At 44.5% G+C, this 19059-nt stretch carries 18 protein-coding genes, 1 riboswitch and 1 other annotated feature; of the genes, 12 read left to right on the forward strand and 6 right to left on the reverse strand.

All coding sequences use genetic code 11. The annotated features are described in order from the left end of the window. Nucleotides 1-119: 119 nt before the first annotated feature. Nucleotides 120-983 carry a protease HtpX gene (htpX, locus tag OC193_RS05685; protein ID WP_048658307.1) on the forward strand — a complete coding sequence of 288 codons (864 nt, stop codon included), beginning with the start codon at nucleotides 120-122 and terminating at the stop codon, nucleotides 981-983. A 279-nt stretch (nucleotides 984-1262) separates the two neighbouring features. Here htpX and purB read toward each other — a convergent pair whose 3' ends face one another. The 3 genes from purB to mnmA all read right to left on the reverse strand — a co-directional run bounded on the left by purB (nucleotide 1263) and on the right by mnmA (nucleotide 4574). Beyond that, nucleotides 1263-2633, reverse strand: a complete 1371-nt coding sequence (gene purB, locus OC193_RS05690; protein ID WP_017057059.1) for an adenylosuccinate lyase — start codon at nucleotides 2631-2633, stop codon at nucleotides 1263-1265. A 143-nt stretch (nucleotides 2634-2776) separates the two neighbouring features. Next, entirely contained in the window at nucleotides 2777-3394 is a 618-nt protein-coding gene (gene hflD, locus OC193_RS05695) for a high frequency lysogenization protein HflD (protein WP_009848813.1), read from the reverse strand. Between the two features lie 43 nt (nucleotides 3395-3437). Continuing rightward, nucleotides 3438-4574 (reverse strand): tRNA 2-thiouridine(34) synthase MnmA, encoded by a 1137-nt coding sequence (gene mnmA, locus OC193_RS05700; protein ID WP_017068076.1) that lies wholly within the window; start codon nucleotides 4572-4574, stop codon nucleotides 3438-3440. A gap of 204 nt (nucleotides 4575-4778) precedes the next feature. On the opposite strand from mnmA, the gene OC193_RS05705 reads away from it, so the two are divergent. Both OC193_RS05705 and OC193_RS05710 read left to right on the forward strand, forming a co-directional pair. Further along, entirely contained in the window at nucleotides 4779-5048 is a 270-nt protein-coding gene (locus OC193_RS05705) for a hypothetical protein (RefSeq protein ID WP_048664081.1), read from the forward strand. Nucleotides 5049-5150: 102 nt separating this feature from the next. Further along, nucleotides 5151-6455 (forward strand): inosine/guanosine kinase, encoded by a 1305-nt coding sequence (locus tag OC193_RS05710; protein WP_017065317.1) that lies wholly within the window; start codon nucleotides 5151-5153, stop codon nucleotides 6453-6455. A gap of 194 nt (nucleotides 6456-6649) precedes the next feature. Here OC193_RS05710 and OC193_RS05715 read toward each other — a convergent pair whose 3' ends face one another. Continuing rightward, on the reverse strand, nucleotides 6650-7060 hold the full coding sequence (locus OC193_RS05715; RefSeq protein ID WP_017060262.1) for an H-NS family histone-like protein: 411 nt from the start codon (nucleotides 7058-7060) through the stop codon (nucleotides 6650-6652). 364 nt (nucleotides 7061-7424) lie between these two features. Continuing rightward, nucleotides 7425-7602, forward strand: a riboswitch (Lysine riboswitch). A gap of 112 nt (nucleotides 7603-7714) precedes the next feature. Here OC193_RS05715 and OC193_RS05720 point away from each other — a divergent pair. From OC193_RS05720 to hisIE, 9 genes are all read left to right on the forward strand, one after another. Next, on the forward strand, nucleotides 7715-9307 hold the full coding sequence (locus tag OC193_RS05720) for a Na+/H+ antiporter NhaC family protein (RefSeq protein WP_048658309.1): 1593 nt from the start codon (nucleotides 7715-7717) through the stop codon (nucleotides 9305-9307). A gap of 190 nt (nucleotides 9308-9497) precedes the next feature. Next, nucleotides 9498-9633 (forward strand) — a sequence feature (His leader region). 53 nt (nucleotides 9634-9686) lie between these two features. Then, a complete protein-coding gene (hisG, locus tag OC193_RS05725; RefSeq protein WP_017060264.1) occupies nucleotides 9687-10583 on the forward strand; it encodes an ATP phosphoribosyltransferase in 897 nt (298 codons plus the stop codon). After that, nucleotides 10583-11884 carry a histidinol dehydrogenase gene (gene hisD, locus OC193_RS05730; RefSeq protein WP_019824336.1) on the forward strand — a complete coding sequence of 434 codons (1302 nt, stop codon included), beginning with the start codon at nucleotides 10583-10585 and terminating at the stop codon, nucleotides 11882-11884. Before hisG ends, hisD begins: the two co-directional genes overlap by 1 nt. Before the next feature lie 9 nt (nucleotides 11885-11893). Beyond that, nucleotides 11894-12934, forward strand: a complete 1041-nt coding sequence (gene hisC / locus OC193_RS05735) for a histidinol-phosphate transaminase (RefSeq protein ID WP_048658310.1) — start codon at nucleotides 11894-11896, stop codon at nucleotides 12932-12934. Between the two features lie 131 nt (nucleotides 12935-13065). Next, the gene (gene hisB / locus OC193_RS05740; protein WP_048664079.1) at nucleotides 13066-14154 is read left to right on the forward strand and encodes a bifunctional histidinol-phosphatase/imidazoleglycerol-phosphate dehydratase HisB; all 1089 of its coding nucleotides are present in this window, start codon (nucleotides 13066-13068) and stop codon (nucleotides 14152-14154) included. Nucleotides 14155-14179: 25 nt separating this feature from the next. Next, on the forward strand, nucleotides 14180-14794 hold the full coding sequence (gene hisH / locus OC193_RS05745; protein WP_017630681.1) for an imidazole glycerol phosphate synthase subunit HisH: 615 nt from the start codon (nucleotides 14180-14182) through the stop codon (nucleotides 14792-14794). Nucleotides 14795-14837: 43 nt separating this feature from the next. Continuing rightward, nucleotides 14838-15575 (forward strand): 1-(5-phosphoribosyl)-5-[(5-phosphoribosylamino)methylideneamino]imidazole-4-carboxamide isomerase, encoded by a 738-nt coding sequence (gene hisA / locus OC193_RS05750; protein ID WP_012604374.1) that lies wholly within the window; start codon nucleotides 14838-14840, stop codon nucleotides 15573-15575. Then, nucleotides 15557-16330, forward strand: coding sequence for an imidazole glycerol phosphate synthase subunit HisF (gene hisF / locus OC193_RS05755; RefSeq protein WP_017630683.1), 774 nt, complete (start codon nucleotides 15557-15559; stop codon nucleotides 16328-16330). The genes hisA and hisF overlap by 19 nt, the downstream gene beginning before the upstream one ends. Beyond that, on the forward strand, nucleotides 16327-16977 hold the full coding sequence (gene hisIE, locus OC193_RS05760; protein WP_048664077.1) for a bifunctional phosphoribosyl-AMP cyclohydrolase/phosphoribosyl-ATP diphosphatase HisIE: 651 nt from the start codon (nucleotides 16327-16329) through the stop codon (nucleotides 16975-16977). Before hisF ends, hisIE begins: the two co-directional genes overlap by 4 nt. Before the next feature lie 183 nt (nucleotides 16978-17160). On the opposite strand, the gene OC193_RS05765 is transcribed toward hisIE, so the two are convergent. Beyond that, nucleotides 17161-17685 carry a YchJ family protein gene (locus OC193_RS05765; protein WP_048658315.1) on the reverse strand — a complete coding sequence of 175 codons (525 nt, stop codon included), beginning with the start codon at nucleotides 17683-17685 and terminating at the stop codon, nucleotides 17161-17163. Nucleotides 17686-17803: 118 nt separating this feature from the next. After that, nucleotides 17804-19021, reverse strand: coding sequence for an EAL and HDOD domain-containing protein (locus OC193_RS05770; RefSeq protein ID WP_019824325.1), 1218 nt, complete (start codon nucleotides 19019-19021; stop codon nucleotides 17804-17806). Nucleotides 19022-19059 lie beyond the last annotated feature (38 nt).

The raw sequence follows: 19059 nt of genomic DNA on the forward strand, positions 1-19059 counted from the left end.
TTCTTAATCTAAGACTATATGTATAAGTAAGTATAAGTCTTCAAGGTTGGAATCTATTGCTGTCTACCTTGTCTATAACAATAAGTTTTATAAAAACAGCTTTCATGCGGAGATAAGTAATGAAGCGAGTAATGTTGTTCCTTGCAACCAACCTAGCGGTTGTATTGGTTCTAAGTGTTGTTCTTAATATTGTATACGCAGTCACAGGTATGCAACCCGGTAGCCTCTCAGGCTTATTGGTGATGGCTGCGGTATTTGGTTTTGGCGGCTCATTCATTTCATTAATGATGTCAAAGAAAATGGCGCTACGCTCTGTAGGCGGCATGGTCATTGAAAGCCCGCGCAATGAAACAGAACATTGGTTGATGGAGACGGTAAGCCGTCAATCTCAACAGGTTGGTATTGGTATGCCAACAGTGGCGATCTACGACTCGCCAGACATCAACGCATTCGCGACAGGCGCTAAGCGTGACGATTCATTGGTCGCAGTATCAACAGGCCTGCTGCACAACATGACGCGTGATGAAGCTGAAGCGGTGTTGGCTCATGAAGTTAGCCATATCGCGAACGGCGACATGGTGACAATGACTCTAATGCAGGGTGTTGTGAACACGTTCGTTATCTTCCTATCTCGTTTCATCGCCAACATTGTTGCGTCGAATGACAACGAAGAAGAGGGTGGCAGCAACATGATGGTGTACTTCGGTGTGTCTATGGTGCTGGAATTGGTATTTGGTTTCCTAGCGAGCTTCATTACGATGTGGTATAGCCGCCATCGTGAGTTCCATGCTGATGCAGGTGCTGCGCACTTGGTAGGTAAAGATAAGATGATTGCAGCGCTAGAGCGTCTAAAAGTGAGCCACGAGCCGCAATTAGAAGGTTCTATGATGGCGTTTGGTATTAACGGTAAGAAGTCTCTTACTGAGCTATTAATGAGCCATCCGCCACTAGATAAGCGTATTGCGTCTCTACGTAACATGTAATTTCTAATATGATTAGCCATCGCTAGTCGACAAGAAAAATCTAAAGGCTTCCTTCGGGAGGCCTTTTTTGATCTTGGCGCTTAAGATAACAAGTGTTGAGGTATCAGGTGTAGTTGTAGCTAGGTGATTAAATTGAATGAGTAGGGGGCGAGTAGATCAATTGGAGGAGGCTTGGTGTTCTTATGTTTACGATTCTTGTGTCGATAGATTTAATTCCGCGCAATAAAAAGGCTTCCACATGGGAAGCCTTAGTCTATTCTGCGATTCGAAATTCGAATCTTACAGCTTGTCAGTTAGCTCGATTGCTTGACCGATGTAGTTTGCTGGAGTCATCTCTTTCAGGCGAACTTTCTCGTCTGCAGGGATTTCAAGACCGTCGATGAATGCACGCATGCCTTCGCCATCTACACGCTTACCACGAGTTAGCTCTTTTAGCTTCTCGTATGGCTTCTCGATGCCGTAACGACGCATTACTGTTTGTACTGGTTCAGCAAGAACTTCCCAGTTTTTGTCTAGTTCAGCAAGTAGTGCTTCACGGTTAACTTCTAGCTTGCTAATACCTTTCAGAGTTGAAGTGTATGCAATGATTGCGTAGCCAACGCCAACACCTAGGTTACGAAGAACTGTAGAGTCAGTTAGGTCACGTTGCCAGCGAGAAACTGGAAGTTTTTGTGCAAGGTGGCTAAATACTGCGTTAGCTAGACCAAGGTTGCCTTCAGAGTTTTCGAAGTCAATTGGGTTAACTTTATGCGGCATTGTAGAAGAACCGATTTCGCCAGCAATAGTCTTCTGCTTGAAGTGACCAAGAGCAATGTAGCCCCAAACGTCACGGTCGAAGTCTAGAAGAATCGTGTTGAAACGAGCAACCGCGTCGAATAGCTCAGCGATGTAATCGTGAGGTTCGATTTGAGTTGTGTACGGGTTCCAAGTTACGCCAAGAGATTCAGTGATGAACTCTTCAGAGAACTGGTGCCATTCAACTTCTGGGTATGCAGAAAGGTGTGCGTTGTAGTTACCTACCGCGCCGTTGATTTTCGCTAGGATCTCAACGCTTTCGATTTGCTTGTATTGACGTTCCATACGGTACGCAACGTTAGCCATCTCTTTACCCATAGTAGAAGGAGAAGCTGGCTGACCGTGTGTACGAGAAAGAAGAGGAATGTCACGGTACTCGTTCGCAAGTGCTTTGATAGCATCAATTACGTTACGAATTTCTGGAAGAATCACTGTGTCACGAGCTTCTTTAAGCATAAGCGCGTGAGATGTGTTGTTGATGTCTTCAGAAGTACATGCAAAGTGAATGAATTCGTTAACTGCGTGAAGCTCAGGAACGCCCGCAACTTTCTCTTTCAAGAAGTACTCAACCGCTTTTACGTCGTGGTTTGTCGTGCGCTCGATCTCTTTGATACGCAGAGCGTCTTCTTCGCTGAAGTTAGCGGCTAGTTCATCAAGAAACTGGTTAGCTTCTGCACTGAACGCTGGTACTTCCTTGATTGCATCAGTAGCTGCAAGCTTTTGTAACCAACGAATTTCAACGATAGAGCGGTACTTTAGTAGTCCAAACTCACTAAAGATGCTGCGTAATGCAATAGTCTTACTTCCGTAACGGCCGTCTACTGGTGAAACAGCAGTCAATGCTGACAGTTCCATGGTGTTCTCCTGAATTGAGTTTTCTAAATTTTGAGAGGTTTATACCAGTAACAATCTCAATTGTCACGCACATTGCGCAATCGTTTGCGTGAGAGTTGTGTTGATACAAAAAACAAGCTCGCGACAAGGCGCGAGCTAATAAATTACATTCGAGCTAGTAGGATTTGAGCCTGCTCGATCATCTTCTTGCGACCGAAGATAAGGTGGCGGCGTTTACCACCAACCTGGCGCCATAACACAGCGCTTCGAATCCCTGATAGAAGCAGTGCGCGAACCTTATGTTGGCTCGAGGTTTGTTGAAGTACAGCTGGTGTGCCAGAAACCTGAATACGAGGGCCTATTGGGCTCACAACATCAAGGTAGATGCTCGCAAGGTTGCTGATCATTTGCTCGTCAAACAGATCAAAGTGTTCAGTTTGGCGCTCTGCAGTTTGAATGCGATCACCAAGCTGAGACATAGAGTCGTTGCGAGAAGATAGCTTACGCTCAAGAGCCATCAAGCTGATAATGTAACGAGTAATATCGCTACCAGCTGGAGTACTATCGATACCTTTTACTAAGCACTCAAGGCCAAGCTTTAGGTTCGCTTCACGTCCAAATACGCCAACGGTGTTCGCCGGGTTGGTATTTAAAATAGCACTGAGTGAAGCTTCGAAGGCATCTTTATCACAATGGCCGTCTTTCGCTACTTGTTGAACCAAAGCCACAGCTTGGCAAATTCCGGCGAAAGCAATAGTACGGTCATAAAGTGTATTAGCCACGTAGTAACTCCTAGTTGTCTTCTATCGTTTGTCGTTCGATTAGTTAGATGCGTTTTTCGATGATACCGCCACCAAGACATACTTCGTCTAGGTAGAACACTGCCGATTGACCTGGGGTCACAGCAATCTGAGGTTCATCAAAAATAACCTTAATGTTCTCATCATCAATTGGGATGATTGTACAAGGAATATCAGTCTGACGGTAACGTGTTTTTACCGTGCATGTCATAACTTCAGTAATTGGTGTGCGATTTACCCAATGAAGCTGAGAAGCGATCAAACCTTCTGATTTCAAAAGAGGGTGGTCTTTACCTTGTACTGCGATCAAAACATTACGCTTGAGATCTTTTTCACCAACAAACCATGGTTCTTCATTACCGCCGCCACCTTTAGTGCCACCGATATGAAGGCCTTTGCGCTGACCTAGCGTGTGGTACATCAAACCTTGGTGTTGACCAATCACTTGGCCTTCAGGTGTTTCGATGTTACCCGGTTGTGCTGGTAGGTATTTGCCTAGGAATTCAGTGAACTTACGCTCACCGATAAAGCAGATGCCTGTAGAATCTTTCTTCTTCGCTGTGATCAAGTCTTGCTCTTCAGCAATACGTCGCACTTCTGGCTTTTCTAATTCACCGACAGGGAATAGGCTGCGTGCCACTTGATCTGAGCTTAGCGTGTATAGGAAGTAGCTTTGGTCTTTGTTGCTGTCTAGACCACGTAGCATTTCTGGTTTTACGCCAGCATCAAGCTCTTCTTGAGTTGGGAAAGTACGACGAACGTAGTGACCCATCGCAATATAGTCTGCGTCTAGCACTTCATCCGCAAACTCTAAGAATGCTTTGAATTTGATTTCTTTGTTACAAAGGATATCAGGGTTCGGTGTACGACCCGCTTTGTACTCTTCAAGGAAGTACTCGAATACATTGTCCCAGTATTCCGCAGCAAAGTTGATCGTGTGTAGGTGGATACCTAGTTTGTCACATACCGCTTGAGCATCAGCAAGGTCTTCAGCTGCCGTGCAGTATTCTTCGTTATCATCTTCTTCCCAGTTTTTCATGAAAAGGCCTTCTACCTGATAGCCTTGTTGCTGAAGAAGATACGCCGATACTGACGAATCTACACCGCCGGACATACCGACAATTACTTTCTTTTCGCTGTTTCCAGAGCTGATATCTGACATGTCTAAACACCGTTACTATTACTTGGTCGCAGATTCTAACAGAAAGAGAAACGCCGTGACAGATCCGAGACCGGAATCACAGTTTCATTTGCACAAATAGTGCGCTGACTTTGTTAGAGAATCGCATGAGAGCGAGGTGAGTCGCTAGGATGTCAGAAGTATATGTGGCATAGTCGCTCGAAATCCAAGACCTGAGATAAAAAAATGTCTGAACAAAATGAATTTATGCAAGAAGAAGAGCTGATTGAGATTATCGAAAACCAGCTTGAAGATGGCGAACCTGTAAAAGTTAAAGAGACGCTGATGCGTTTAACGATGACTGGTACTCCTCGTGAAGAGGCAATTGCGGCTATGGCATGTGCACTGGCAATTGAAGTCTTTGACGTTATGAAAAACGGCGCGGAGTTCAATCAAAAACGTTACGCAGAGCATTTGGGTATGCTGCCTGATCTGAGCTTTATGGAAGGCGAATAAAAAAAAGCTTCAGCAAACGTTTGCTATAGTTTGAAAGATTGCCGCGTTAAATATAGCGAGGTAGAATCCGCCACCTATTTCCCCTTGACTTAGACTAGCCCTATGAAATTCCCTGGACAACGTAAATCAAAGCACTACTTTCCGGTTCACGCTCGTGATCCTCTAGTGAGCCAAGCTCAAAGCAGTAAAAGAATGTCACGCACTCATATTATCGGTATTGACCAAACATTGGTGGATATTGAAGCAAAGGTGAGTTCTGAACTTATTGAGAAGTATGGTTTGAGCAAGGGACATTCACTGGTTATTGGTGACGCAGCCGCTGAATCTTTATATCAAGAATTAAAAGAACAGTGCCTGATTACCAATGAATACGCTGGTGGCACAATTGGTAACACATTACACAACTATTCAGTGCTAGCGGATGACCGTTCTACTCTACTGGGTGTAATGAGCCAAGATATTAAGATTGGTAGCTACGGTTACCGCTATTTATGTAATACATCAAGCAGAATGGACCTGAACCATTTACAAGGGGTAGATGGCGCAATTGGTCGCTGCTTTGCATTAATTACAGAAGACGGTGAACGTACTTTCGCAATTAGCGAAGGACAAATGAACCAATTAAAACCAGAAAGCATTCCTGAAAAGATCTTCAAAAGTGCTTCTGCTTTAGTTTTAACGGCTTATTTAGTTCGTTGTAAGCCAGGTGACCCTATGCCTGAAGCTACAATGAAAGCGATCGAATACGCGAAGAAATACGATGTGCCTGTTGTTTTGACCCTTGGTACTAAATTTGTTATTCAAGATGATCCAGAATTCTGGAAAGATTTCCTTGAGCAACATGTAACTGTTGTTGCAATGAATGAAGATGAAGCTGAAGCATTAACAGGCGAGAGTGATCCGCTTGCTGCTTCAGATAAAGCGTTAGAGTGGGTAGACCTTGTTCTATGTACTGCAGGCCCTGTTGGCCTATTCATGGCGGGTTACACGGAAGATGCAGCTAAACGTGAAACGTCACTGCCTTTACTTCCAGGTTCAATCGCAGAGTTCAACCGTTTTGAATTTAGCCGTCCTGCGCATAAAGATTTATGTGAAAACCCAACCAAAGTGTATTCGCATATTGCGCCATACATGGGCGGTCCGGAAAAAATCAAAAATACGAATGGTGCAGGTGATGCTGCGTTATCAGCTTTATTACATGATATGGCTGCGAATAAGTACCACAAAGAAAACGTGCCAAACTCAAGTAAGCACCAACATTCATTCTTGACGTACTCTTCGTTCTCACAAGTTTGTAAATATTCTAACCGTGCTAGCTATGAAGTGTTGGTTCAACACTCTCCACGTTTATCTCGTGGCCTTCCTGAAAGAGAAGATAGCCTAGAAGAAGCGTACTGGGAAAGATAAGTTACTTTCTTTAATCAGTAGTACTATCAGTATCAGTTAGTTTCTAATACTGATAGTACAAATATAAAAAAGGCTCCGAAAGGAGCCTTTTTTGTTTCTGAATATATTGAAGTCGTAAATAATACTTTGGTCGACTTAAATATTAATTCTATTGCTTAGCGTGTAATTGATTACTCACTAAGTAAACAAAATGTTTAGATAGCAAACTCTTCTAGAGATTTACCAGCATCTAGCTGTTCTTGGATAGCTGAAGGCGTACGGCCTTGACCTGTCCAAGTCTTCTCGTCGCCGTTTGCGTCTACATATTTGTATTTCGCTGGGCGAGGAGCGCGTTTAGCTTTTGTTGTTTTAGATTTTGCTTCACCAGAAAGTGCAGCAATAAGATCGGCAACATCAATTCCATCTTTTGCAATTTGTTCAGCAATAGCAGAAAGCTTAGCTTCTTGCTCTGCTTTAGCAGCACGCTCTTCAGCTTCAGACTCTTGACGCTCTTGTACAACAATAGTCAGCTTGTCTAGCGCTTCTTCAAGTTGCTCAAGAGTTAATTCACGTGAGAACGCACGAAGGCTGCGGATATTTAATAGAGTTTTTGTTAATTCAGACATGATATTTTCCATCAAGGTAAACTAAATAATCCTCCTAATAATAAACAGAGCCTAGGAATAAAACAAATAGTATTTCTTCTATTACATATTTAAATATAAAAGTGAGATGAATCGTTGAAAATTCAAAGCTGTATTTCTATCGAATTTATAATAATTATTAAGATTATCTTAAAAACTGATATGTGACTGGTGGAGTAGTTAACTTATGTAGACTAATCTCTTATTGATTAGTTCATTAGCAAAAAGCTATTTTTCTCGGAATGATATGTTGCATTGTTACTCTTGATGAGTACAATTGCGGCTACCTGATGCGAGGTATTGGTTAATTTGTTGTTAAACTCTGGTTTGCACGGTTAATAATGTTATCGCACGTAGAGGTGCAATTATAAAAAGTAACTTCCGTTGGGGTGATGCCAATGAACGGGAATGAAAGGTGTAATTGCCGAAGTAAATTGTATATCTAAGCAATTTGCTGGGGTTGTGCTCAATAGGTACAACACTGCCATAGTCTTAATTTTAAACTATGGAGCGCTACTGTAGGGTTGGGTGAAGTGTTCACTTCCCTTTCGCTTAGTTCAACATGAGCTTGGTCAGCCGTATCAAGTTTGTCTGCAGTAGATCTCTAGCCAAATAAAAAACTGGTTTTTGAAGATCATGAATTTAATAGATTTTGCAACATCACCTTTATCTTTGCTTCCGCCCCTTGTGGCTTTGAGCCTTGCTATTGTTACCCGCCGTGTATTGGTTTCTTTGGGTGTCGGTATCATCATGGGTGCGATTCTACTTGCTGACTACTCAGTAGGTAACGCAGTTAGTTACGTGTTTACTAAAGCATCTGGTGTTTTCATCGAAGATGGTGGCATCAACACTTGGAACATGAGCATCATTGCATTCCTAATTATTCTTGGAATGACAACGGCATTATTAACACTGTCTGGCGGTACTCGCGCATTCGCGGAGTGGGCACAGTCTCGCGTTAAGAGCAAACGTGGTTCAAAACTACTTGCTGCTTTCTTAGGTGTATTCATCTTTGTTGATGACTACTTTAACAGCCTAGCGGTTGGTGCTATCTCTCGTCCTGTAACAGACCGTTTCTACGTATCTCGCGCTAAGCTTGCTTATATCCTAGATTCAACGGCTGCTCCTATGTGTGTGATCATGCCTGCTTCTAGCTGGGGTGCTTACATCATCACTATCATTGGTGGCATCTTAGTGACACACGGTGTGACAGAGTATTCGGCACTGGGTGCATACGTTCGTCTTATCCCAATGAACTTCTACGCTGTATTCGCACTATTAATGGTGTTTGCAGTGGCATGGTTCGGTCTAGACGTTGGTAAGATGCGTGAGCATGAAATCGAAGCATCTCAAGGCCGTGGCTTTGAAGGCGACAACGATCAAAAGCAAGCACACGATCTAAACGAAGAGCTAGATATCGAAGAGAGCGAAAACGGTTCAGTTTCTGATCTGGTTATGCCAATCGTATCGCTAATCGTTGCGACGGTTGCCGCGATGCTTTACACCGGTGGCCAAGCGCTTACTGCTGATGGTCAAGCATTTAACCTTCTAGGTGCGTTTGAAAACACGGATGTAGGTAAGTCACTTGTTTACGGTGGTGTTATCGGCTTAATCGTAGCGCTAGCAACTGTATTCAAACAGAAGCTGTCTATGGCAGACATCGCAAGAACGATGTGGATTGGTGCAAGCTCTATGTTTGGCGCTATCCTAATTCTTGTGTTCGCTTGGACTATCGGTTCTGTAATCGGCGACATGAAAACAGGTTCTTATCTATCGTCTCTAGTAACGGGCAGCATTGATTACCACTGGCTACCAGTTATTTTGTTCCTTCTTGCAGGCGTTATGGCGTTCTCGACAGGTACATCTTGGGGTACGTTCGGTATTATGTTACCTATCGCGGGCGACATGGCTGCAGCATCTGACATCGCGCTAATTCTGCCGATGCTAAGTGCGGTTCTAGCGGGTGCTGTATTTGGTGACCACTGTTCTCCAATCTCAGACACAACGATTCTGTCTTCTACTGGTGCTCGTTGTAACCACATTGACCACGTATCGACTCAGCTTCCATACGCGCTGTCTGTGGCGTTCGTATCGTGCATTGGTTTCATTACCCTAGGTATGACATCTTCAATTGGCATCGCATTTGGCGCAGCGTCTCTAACGTTTGTTGCTGTATGTTTTGCATTGGCTTACTTCTCTCGCTGTAAAATGGCGACGTGCAAAAGCTAAAATTGAAAGCTAATCAGTAAACTATCAGGGAGGCGTTGGCCTCCCTTTTTTGTGCTTGTTAATTTAATTTTAAGTTTCGTGAAAAAAGTTCGAATAAATGGTTGAAAAAGGATCTCAGCTTAGTTAGTGTGGAGATAAGAAAGCAAACAACTGAAGAGCTTATAAGTATGCGTAAATTAGTAATGAACATTCATCACCATCATCACCCTATCTAGTCTTTCGGGGAGATTTACGTATACCCGGGAGCAAGAATTCTCCCGGAGGTTAAGTCAAAGAATTTAGATTTAAACCCTCGGGATGACAAAGTCTTCCGAGGGTTTTTTAGTTTTAGCGCTTTTAAATAATCAATAAATTCAAATATTTGCACAGGGATACAGCAATGCAGACACAACGCCTAAGAATCGCAATTCAAAAGAAAGGTCGCTTAAGTAAAGAGTGCCAAGACCTACTTAAAAAATGTGGTGTTAAATTTAACATCATGGGTGAGCGCCTAGTTGTTCATTCACTAAATATGCCAATCGACTTGTTATTAGTTCGTGATGATGACATCCCAGGTCTTATCATGGATGGTGTGGTTGACCTTGGTTTCATCGGTGAAAATGAACTGGAAGAAGTTCGTCTAGATCGTGTTGCTCTAAAAGAACCATCAGAGTTTCGCACACTACGTCGTTTAGACTTCGGTGGTTGCCGCCTTTCTATCGCTATCAACAAAGACGAAGAATACAACGGTCCACAAGACTTAGCGGGCAAACGTATTGCGACAACCTACCCACAACTACTTAAAGCCTACATGGATGAGCAGGGTGTTGAATTCAGCACTTGTATGCTAACAGGCTCGGTTGAAGTCGCTCCTCGCGCTGGCCTTGCAGATGCTATCGCTGATTTAGTTTCTACAGGCGCAACGCTAGAAGCGAATGGCCTAAAAGAAGCAGAAGCTATCTTCCAATCGAAAGCAACACTGATTCAACGTGTTGGTGACTTCGATGCAGACAAAACCGCACTGATTGAAAAACTACTGACTCGTATGCAGGGTGTTCAACAAGCGAAAGAGTCGAAGTACATCATGCTTCACGCGCCAACCTCTCAACTAGAGCAAATTAAAGCGCTACTGCCTGGTGCTGAAGATCCAACGGTTCTTCCTCTATCTACAGACAAAGACAAAGTTGCCGTTCACCTAGTAAGTACTGAGAACTTGTTCTGGGAAACAATGGAACAACTTAAAGAGTTGGGTGCAAGCTCGATTCTAGTATTACCAATCGAAAAAATGATGGGGTAGTGACGATGAGAACCGTTGTTTGGCAATCTTTAAGTGAATCACAGCAAGACTCGGTATTAGAGCGTCCAGCTATTACTGAAGGTGCAAACATCACAGCGACTGTTTCTGATGTTATTGCAAAAGTACGAAATGAAGGCGATGCCGCGCTTAAAGAGCTGACTGCAAAGTTTGATGGTGTGACTCCAGAATCTATTCGAGTCAGTTCAAATGAAATAGAAGAGGCGTGCGCTCGTTTAACACCAGAAATGAAGCAGGCGCTAGAGCAAGCTTATAGCAACATTGCTAAGTTCCACGAGGCTCAAAAGCCTCAACCGATTAAGGTTGAGACACAACCGGGCGTTGTGTGTGAGCAAGTGACTCGCGCGATTAATACTGTTGGCCTTTATATTCCAGGTGGCAGTGCACCACTACCGTCAACGGTTCTTATGTTAGGTGTACCAGCTCAAATTGCAGGTTGTCGTAAGGTGGTGCTTTGTTCACCTCCGCCAATCGCTGATGAAATCTTGTATGTCGCGAAGCTTTGTAAGATCGACGAGGTTTACAACGTTGGTGGTGGTCAAGCGGTGGCTGCAATGGCTTACGGTACCGAGAGTGTAGCTAAAGTCGATAAGATCTTCGGCCCTGGCAACGCTTACGTAACGGAAGCGAAACGCCAAGTTAGCAACGACTTCCGTGGCGCGGCGATTGATATGCCTGCTGGCCCGTCTGAAGTGTTAGTGATTGCCGATGAAACTGCAGATGCAGATTTCATCGCGGCGGATTTACTGAGCCAAGCGGAGCACGGTCCTGATTCTCAGGTTGTGCTAGTAACACCATCTCCAGTGGTTGCTGACCAAGTAACAGAAGCGGTTCAGAAGCAATTGAAAGAACTGTCTCGTGCGAACATCGCTCAGCAAGCATTGGCTTCAAGCTTAATTATCATTGCTGAATCGATCACTCAAGCGATTGCGATTTCGAACTTCTACGGTCCTGAGCACTTGATTGTTCAAACCAAGAATCCACGTGAATTGCTGCCATTGCTAGATAATGCAGGCTCAATCTTCCTTGGTGACTGGTCTCCAGAATCTGCAGGTGACTACGCATCAGGCACAAACCACGTTCTTCCGACTTACGGTTACACGAAAACGTATTCAAGCCTGGGTTTAGCTGATTTCTCTAAGAGAATGACGGTGCAAGAGCTAACGGCTGACGGTTTGAAAGGCCTAGCGCCAACGGTAGTAACAATGGCGGAAGCCGAAGGCTTGGATGCACACAAACGCGCTGTGACTATCCGAGTTGAAAAGTTAAATAAAGCGAAATAAGGGTAGGGCATGGAAAAGTTAGCAAGAAAACAAGTTCAGGCTCTTACACCTTACTTGTCTGCAAGGCGCATTGGCGGTACTGGTGATGTATGGCTCAATGCCAACGAATCTCCGTTTGATAATGAGTACAACCTGAACTTGTCTCGTCTTAACCGCTACAGTGAGTGTCAGCCAAAAGAGCTGATTGACGCTTACGCCCAATACGCTGGTGTGAAATCAGAACAAACACTGACAACGCGTGGTGCTGACGAAGGCATCGAGTTATTGATTCGTGCTTTCTGTGAGCCGAACGAAGACGCTATTCTTTACTGCCCACCTACTTACGGTATGTACGCAATCAGTGCAGAGACGATTGGTGTTGAGCGTAAAGTTGTGCCTCTAACTTCTGAATGGCAACTGGATCTTCCTGCGATTGAAGCTCAACTCGACAACGTAAAGGTGGTGTTTGTTTGTAGCCCAAACAACCCAACCGGTAATTTGGTTAATCGTAAAGACATCATCAAGTTGCTTGAAATGACTCAAGACAAAGCGATCGTGGTGATGGACGAAGCGTATATCGATTTTTGTCCAGAAGCGTCAACCGTTGATTTACTTGAGCAATATCCAAACCTGGCGATCCTACGCACCTTGTCGAAGGCTTTTGCTTTAGCGGGCTTACGTTGTGGTTTTACGCTAGCGAATAAAGCGCTTATCGATGTGCTGTTGAAAGTGATTGCTCCTTATCCTGTGCCAATCCCTGTTGCTGACATAGCCGTTCAAGCACTTTCAGAACAAGGACTAGCGCGAGCTAAGTTCCAAGTTCTGGATTTAAGTGCTAACCGAGCGTATTTGCAAGCGGGTCTATTAGGCATGCCTCAAGTGACGGTATTTGATGGTTGGGGTAACTACCTACTGGTTAAATTCCCGAACGGCGATGAGTTGTTTAAAGCGGCTTGGGATACGGGCATCATCTTGCGTAATTCACCAATTGAAGACTGTGTTCGTATTAGTATTGGTAATCGCGAAGAGTGCGAAAAGACACTTGGATTCATTCGTAACTTTTTTCAGTAACGAAAGGCTTACCAGTAATAACATTTGTCAGTTTGAGTTGATTAATCGCAGGCTGGCAAGTGAAACCATTATTTTGGGTTAGCGTTTGATTTTAGCTAGGCCACCAGATTTAAAATTAAAAGGAAGTTCAAGTGAGTAAACAACAGAAAATACTTTTTATAGACCGCGACGGCACCTTAATTGTTGAGCCGCCAGTTGACTTTCAAGTAGACCGTTTAGACAAGCTAAAATTCGAACCGCTAGTGATTCCTAGCCTGCTTGCACTGCAAGATGCTGGTTACCGTCTAGTGATGGTGACTAACCAAGACGGCCTTGGTACCGATAGCTACCCACAAGAAGATTTCGATGCGCCACACAATATGATGATGGAGTTCTTCGAATCTCAAGGCGTTAAGTTTGACGACGTGCTTATTTGCCCTCACTTTGACGAAGACAACTGCTCTTGCCGTAAGCCTAAGCTAGGCATGGTTAAAGAGTACCTACAAGGTGGTAAAGTCGACTTCCAACATTCTGTTGTGATTGGCGATCGAGTGACTGATCTTCAACTTGCAGAGAATATGGCAATCCGCGGTATTCAATATGGCCCTGATGCAGAAACGGAAGGTACGCTTAACTGGCCACAAATCGTTAAAGATCTGACGGTTAATGCTCGCATTGCTGAAGTGGTTCGTACAACTAAAGAAACCGACATTAAGGTAGCTGTAAACCTTGATGAAACCGGTGGTAATAAGATCGATACCGGCATGGGTTTCTTCGACCACATGCTTGATCAAATCGCGACACACGGTGGTTTCCAAATGAACCTAACTGTGAAGGGAGATCTACACATTGATGATCACCACACAGTGGAAGATACGGCACTTGCGTTAGGCCAAGCTCTAAAAGATGCACTAGGTGACAAACGTGGTATTGGCCGTTTTGGTTTTAGCCTGCCAATGGATGAGTGTTTGGCTCAGTGTGCGCTAGACCTTTCTGGTCGTCCATACCTGAAGTTCGATGCTAAATTCAGCCGTGAACAAGTGGGTGATCTTTCAACAGAGATGGTGGTTCACTTCTTCCGTTCTCTAACCGACACTCTGGCTTGTACGCTACACCTTTCTTCTGCTGGCAATAATGATCACCACATCATTGAGAGCCTGTTCAAAGCGTTTGGCCGTACTCTTCGCCAAGCAATCAAAGTTGAAGGTAATGAGTTACCAAGCAGCAAAGGCGTCCTGTAAGGCTAACGTTAGCAAGGAAAAAACAATGAAAGATCAAAAAGTCGTCATCATTGATACTGGGTGTGCCAACGTTTCTTCGGTTAAATTTGCCATTGAACGTTTGGGTTACGCAGTTGAGATTTCAAAAGAACCTGAAGTTGTTCTTGCTGCCGATAAGCTATTCCTGCCCGGTGTAGGTACAGCAAGTGAAGCAATGAAGAACCTGCAAGAGCGCGACCTTGTCTCTCTTGTGAAGAAAGTAGAGAAGCCTCTGCTTGGTATTTGTTTAGGTATGCAACTGTTAGGCAAATTATCTCAAGAGAAAGGCCAAAAGGCTGACGAGTTAGTTGAATGCCTAGGTTTGTGTGATGGTGAAGTGCGTCTACTCGAAACGGGCGATTTGCCATTACCACACATGGGTTGGAACACAGTAACTTCGACACCTAACCATCCTTTGTTTAAAGACATTGAAGAAGGCGAGTATTTCTACTTCGTTCACAGCTTCGCAATGCCAGTGGGCGACTACACAATCGCACAATGTGATTACGGTAATCCGTTTACAGCGGCGGTTCAAAGTGGCAATTATTATGGTGTTCAGTTCCACCCAGAGCGATCTTCGAAAGCTGGCTCTAAGCTGATTCAGAACTTCTTGGAATTGTAATAAGGATTAGGCAGCGGCTAACGTTGCCATATAAGGAATGTAAATGATTATTCCCGCGTTAGATTTAATTGAAGGTCAAGTAGTTCGCTTATTCCAAGGAGACTACGGGCAAGTAACAGAATACAAAGTAGACCCAGCAGAGCAGTTTAACCTGTATCACCAAGCTGGCGCAGGTTGGCTGCATCTTGTTGACTTAACGGGTGCAAAAGACACAACGGCTCGTCAGTTAGACTTGATTGCTAAGCTACTTGCTAGCACGCCTGCGAACATCCAGATTGGTGGTGGCGTGCGTAACGAACAAGATGTCGTTGACCTACTGGAAGCTGGTGCACAGCGCGTTGTGGTTGGTTCTACAGCAGTTAAGCAACCAGAGCTGGTTAAAGGTTGGATGGAAAAGTACGGCGCTGAAAAAATCGTGCTTGCTCTGGACATCAACATCGATGAAAGCGGCACACGTAAAGTGGCAATTTCAGGTTGGCAAGAAGATTCAGGCGTGACTATTGAAGCGCTGATTGAAGACTACCTAACAGTGGGTCTTAAACACGTTCTATGTACTGACATTTCACGTGATGGCACGCTAGAAGGATCAAACGTCGAGCTTTACGTTGACCTTTGTAAACAGTACCCACAGGTTCAATTCCAATCATCGGGCGGCATTGGCAGCCTAGCGGATATCGAAGCTCTAAAAGGCAGCGGTGTTGCGGGTGTGATTGTTGGTCGTGCGTTACTCGATGGCAAGTTTACCGCAGAGGAGGCATTTGCATGTTGGCAAAGCGAATAATCCCTTGTTTGGATGTCCGTGACGGACAAGTGGTGAAGGGCGTTCAGTTCCGTAACCACGAAATCATTGGCGACATCGTTCCGTTAGCACAGCGCTATGCGGAAGAGGGCGCTGATGAATTAGTATTTTATGACATCACGGCATCAAGCGATGGTCGTGTCGTCGATAAAAGCTGGGTGAAGCGCGTAGCAGAAGTGATTGATATTCCTTTCTGTGTAGCTGGTGGTATTAAATCAGCAGAAGATGCAGCGCGCATTCTTGAATTTGGTGCCGATAAAGTATCGATCAACTCGCCTGCACTTGCTAATCCTCAATTGATCACTGACCTTGCTGATAAGTTCGGCGTGCAGTGTATTGTTGTCGGTATCGATTCATACTTCGATAAAGAAACCGGTAAATATCAGGTTTACCAATTCACTGGCGATGAGGCGCGTACTAAAGCGACCAAATGGGAAACCAAAGATTGGGTGCAGGAAGTACAGAAACGTGGCGCAGGTGAGATTGTGTTAAACATGATGAACCAAGATGGCGTTCGTAACGGCTATGACATCGAACAGTTAAACATGGTACGTGAAGTATGCAATGTACCTCTGATTGCTTCTGGTGGCGCAGGTGCAATGGAGCACTTTGCTGAAGCCTATAAGAAGACCAACGTGGACGGAGCGCTAGCAGCTTCGGTATTCCACAAGCAAGTCATCAATATTGGTGAACTTAAACAGTATTTAAAACAACAAGATGTAGAGGTGCGACTATGAGTTTTGAAACCGCAAGCTTATCAAAAACAGAAGTAGGCGCATTATCAGAGCGTATTAACTGGGAAAAAGTAGATGGCTTAGTACCAGCTATTGTTCAAGATTACCAATCGAGCCAAGTGTTAATGATGGGATACATGAACCCAGCTGCACTTGAGAAAACAGGTGAAACTGGCAATGTGACGTTTTTCTCTCGCACCAAAGAGCGCCTTTGGACGAAAGGTGAAACGTCAGGCAACGTATTACAACTGCATAACATCGCCTTGGACTGTGACAGCGACACTTTACTGGTTAAAGTTAATCCCATTGGTCCAACGTGCCACACAGGTACAACAACGTGTTGGGATGGAGATAAGCAAGAAGAGTCTCAGATGGTGTGGCTTCATCAGCTGGAGCAGCTACTGGCTGCCCGCAAGGACGCAGACCCTGAGTCTTCTTATACTGCCAGTCTATATGCCCGTGGCACCAAGCGTATTTCGCAAAAAGTGGGCGAAGAAGGCGTTGAAGTCGCGCTTGCGGCGACGTCGGGCGATAAGGCGGAACTAGTGTGTGAATCAGCAGATTTGATTTACCACCTAATGGTTCTTCTTCAAGACCAAGGCCTATCGATGAACGACGTGGTAAATAAACTTAAAGAGCGTCATAAGTAAGCCTCTTTAGATTTATCGAACCGCGTAAAAAATAGATAAAAGCCCCGTAAACAACCATGTTTACGGGGCTTTTTAATCATCTAAGATATTAATCTACTTAAAAAGCACTGAACCTCGTCATTCCGAGGAGCCTAGGTGACATCAGGAATCTATTTCAGCGCTTAGCTACCTTAAATCTCAGTATTACCCGCAGCACTTTTTATATTTCTTCCCACTACCACAAATGCAAGGGTCATTACGGCCAATCTTGAAGCTCTCTACGGTTTGGTTTAGGCGAGGGTCAATCTCTGGTTCTGTTAGCTCTTCATGTTCGTTTTCTTGCTCTGGGAACTCGCCATCGATATAAAACCATAGGCCGTTTTCACGAACGAAACGCGAGCGCTCTTGCATACAGTACTGCGCGCCGTCTTCATTGAAGTAAGCTTTAAATTCAACAAAGCCTTCGTCTTGGTGCGAGCCTGCCGCGGTATCGATGACTTCAAGACCTGCCCAATCACTGTCGATAGATTCGGTAATGCCTTCTCTTTGCGACTCAGCATCACAGCTAGGGTGATAGGTAGCAATTACATAATCAACCAATCCTAAAACGTGCGCGGAATAACGAGAGCGCATCAGCTGCTCTGGAGTTTCAACTGAGCTGTGATCGAGGTGCGCTGATTCACAGCACTGTTGGTAAGTATTATTACTACCGCATGGGCATAAAGACATAGTCAGATCCTGTAAAAATGGCCTCTATTAAGAGGCCATAAATGAATGCGTGGGAGTTTACCAAGAAACGATCGCTCACCAAAGCTAAGTTTCTATTGAAGTTGTTGTGTGAATTACGCTATTTCAGGGCTGGAGATAATAGTTCTTGGGCCCAAGTCGTCGCTTCGTCATAAGCTTGACCAAGTTGAGCTTCACTCAGTTTGAGAAGCTGGCGAATACGAGTCGCTTCATCCCAACGAGCTTGTTCATAAGCAACCACCATCGCCAACACAGCACCTAACACGCCTTTGCGTTGAATTAAGGCTTGTTTGATCTCTACGTCGATCGGCACCGAATCGAGTACTTGTTTCAATGGTTGGTCAAAGAGTGAGTCCAATAGAGAGAACATACCGGTCAAAAAGGCTTGTCCAGGCTCAACCTTAACATTCATCTTCTCGACTAAGAGTTCACATTGACGTGCGCGTATTACCGCTAAACCATAGAGAGAGTCCGGCTTATCTTCTTTCGCGGAGGCGATAGCCACAAGAGAAACGAACTTACGCAGCTTTTGTTCGCCAAGGTAAATAAGCGCTTGGCGGAATGAGCGAATCGTCGTTGCTGAACCACCTGCAGAGTTTACGTAGGTAAGTAGCTTATACGACATGGTCACATCAAGCGTAATTAAACGCTCTACTTCACCAAAGTCGATAGGGTCGTGTGCAATCTCTTTTAACAGCTGAACGGTCGTCAGGAATGCAGGGTTGAGCGCACGCGTTTGGATCATTTCTGGCTTGCTAAAGAAGTAACCTTGAAAGTAAGTGAAGCCTGCTTTCTTCGCTTCTTGGTATTCTTCGTACGTTTCTACCTTCTCAGCTAGGAACTTGATATCTAGCCCTTTGAGGGAGTTCATAAACATCGCTGCTTTGGCAATTGGCGTCAAACGGATATCGAACTTGATAATCGAAACGTAGGGTAAGAAGCGCTTCCAAGCTTTACTTGGTACAAAGTCATCTAACGCGATGGTATAACCTGCATCAAAGATAGTTTTGATTGCTTCAAGTAACTCGTCTGTCGGTTCGCAGTCTTCAAGAACCTCTACAACGAGGCTTTCTTTGGGAAACAGAGTAGGGACCAAGTTGATTAGGCTTGCGTAAGGGAAGTTCACGAACCCAAGCTTATCACCCAACGTATTATAGTGGGTCGATAAGAAGTGATCGGAAAGCAAACGGCTAGTAGCGAGCTCCGGCTCTACTTCAGGGAAAGTGTTCTTAGGACCATCCCTGAATAGCAACTCGTAACCTATGGTCTTCTTGTCTGTATCGAGTATTGGTTGACGCGCTACGTATGAATATTTCAACTTGGTACTGTGTTCGGTTTATTTCTGGTAGAGAGATA

Source organism: Vibrio crassostreae (assembly GCF_024347415.1).
Lineage (GTDB): Bacteria > Pseudomonadota > Gammaproteobacteria > Enterobacterales > Vibrionaceae > Vibrio > Vibrio crassostreae.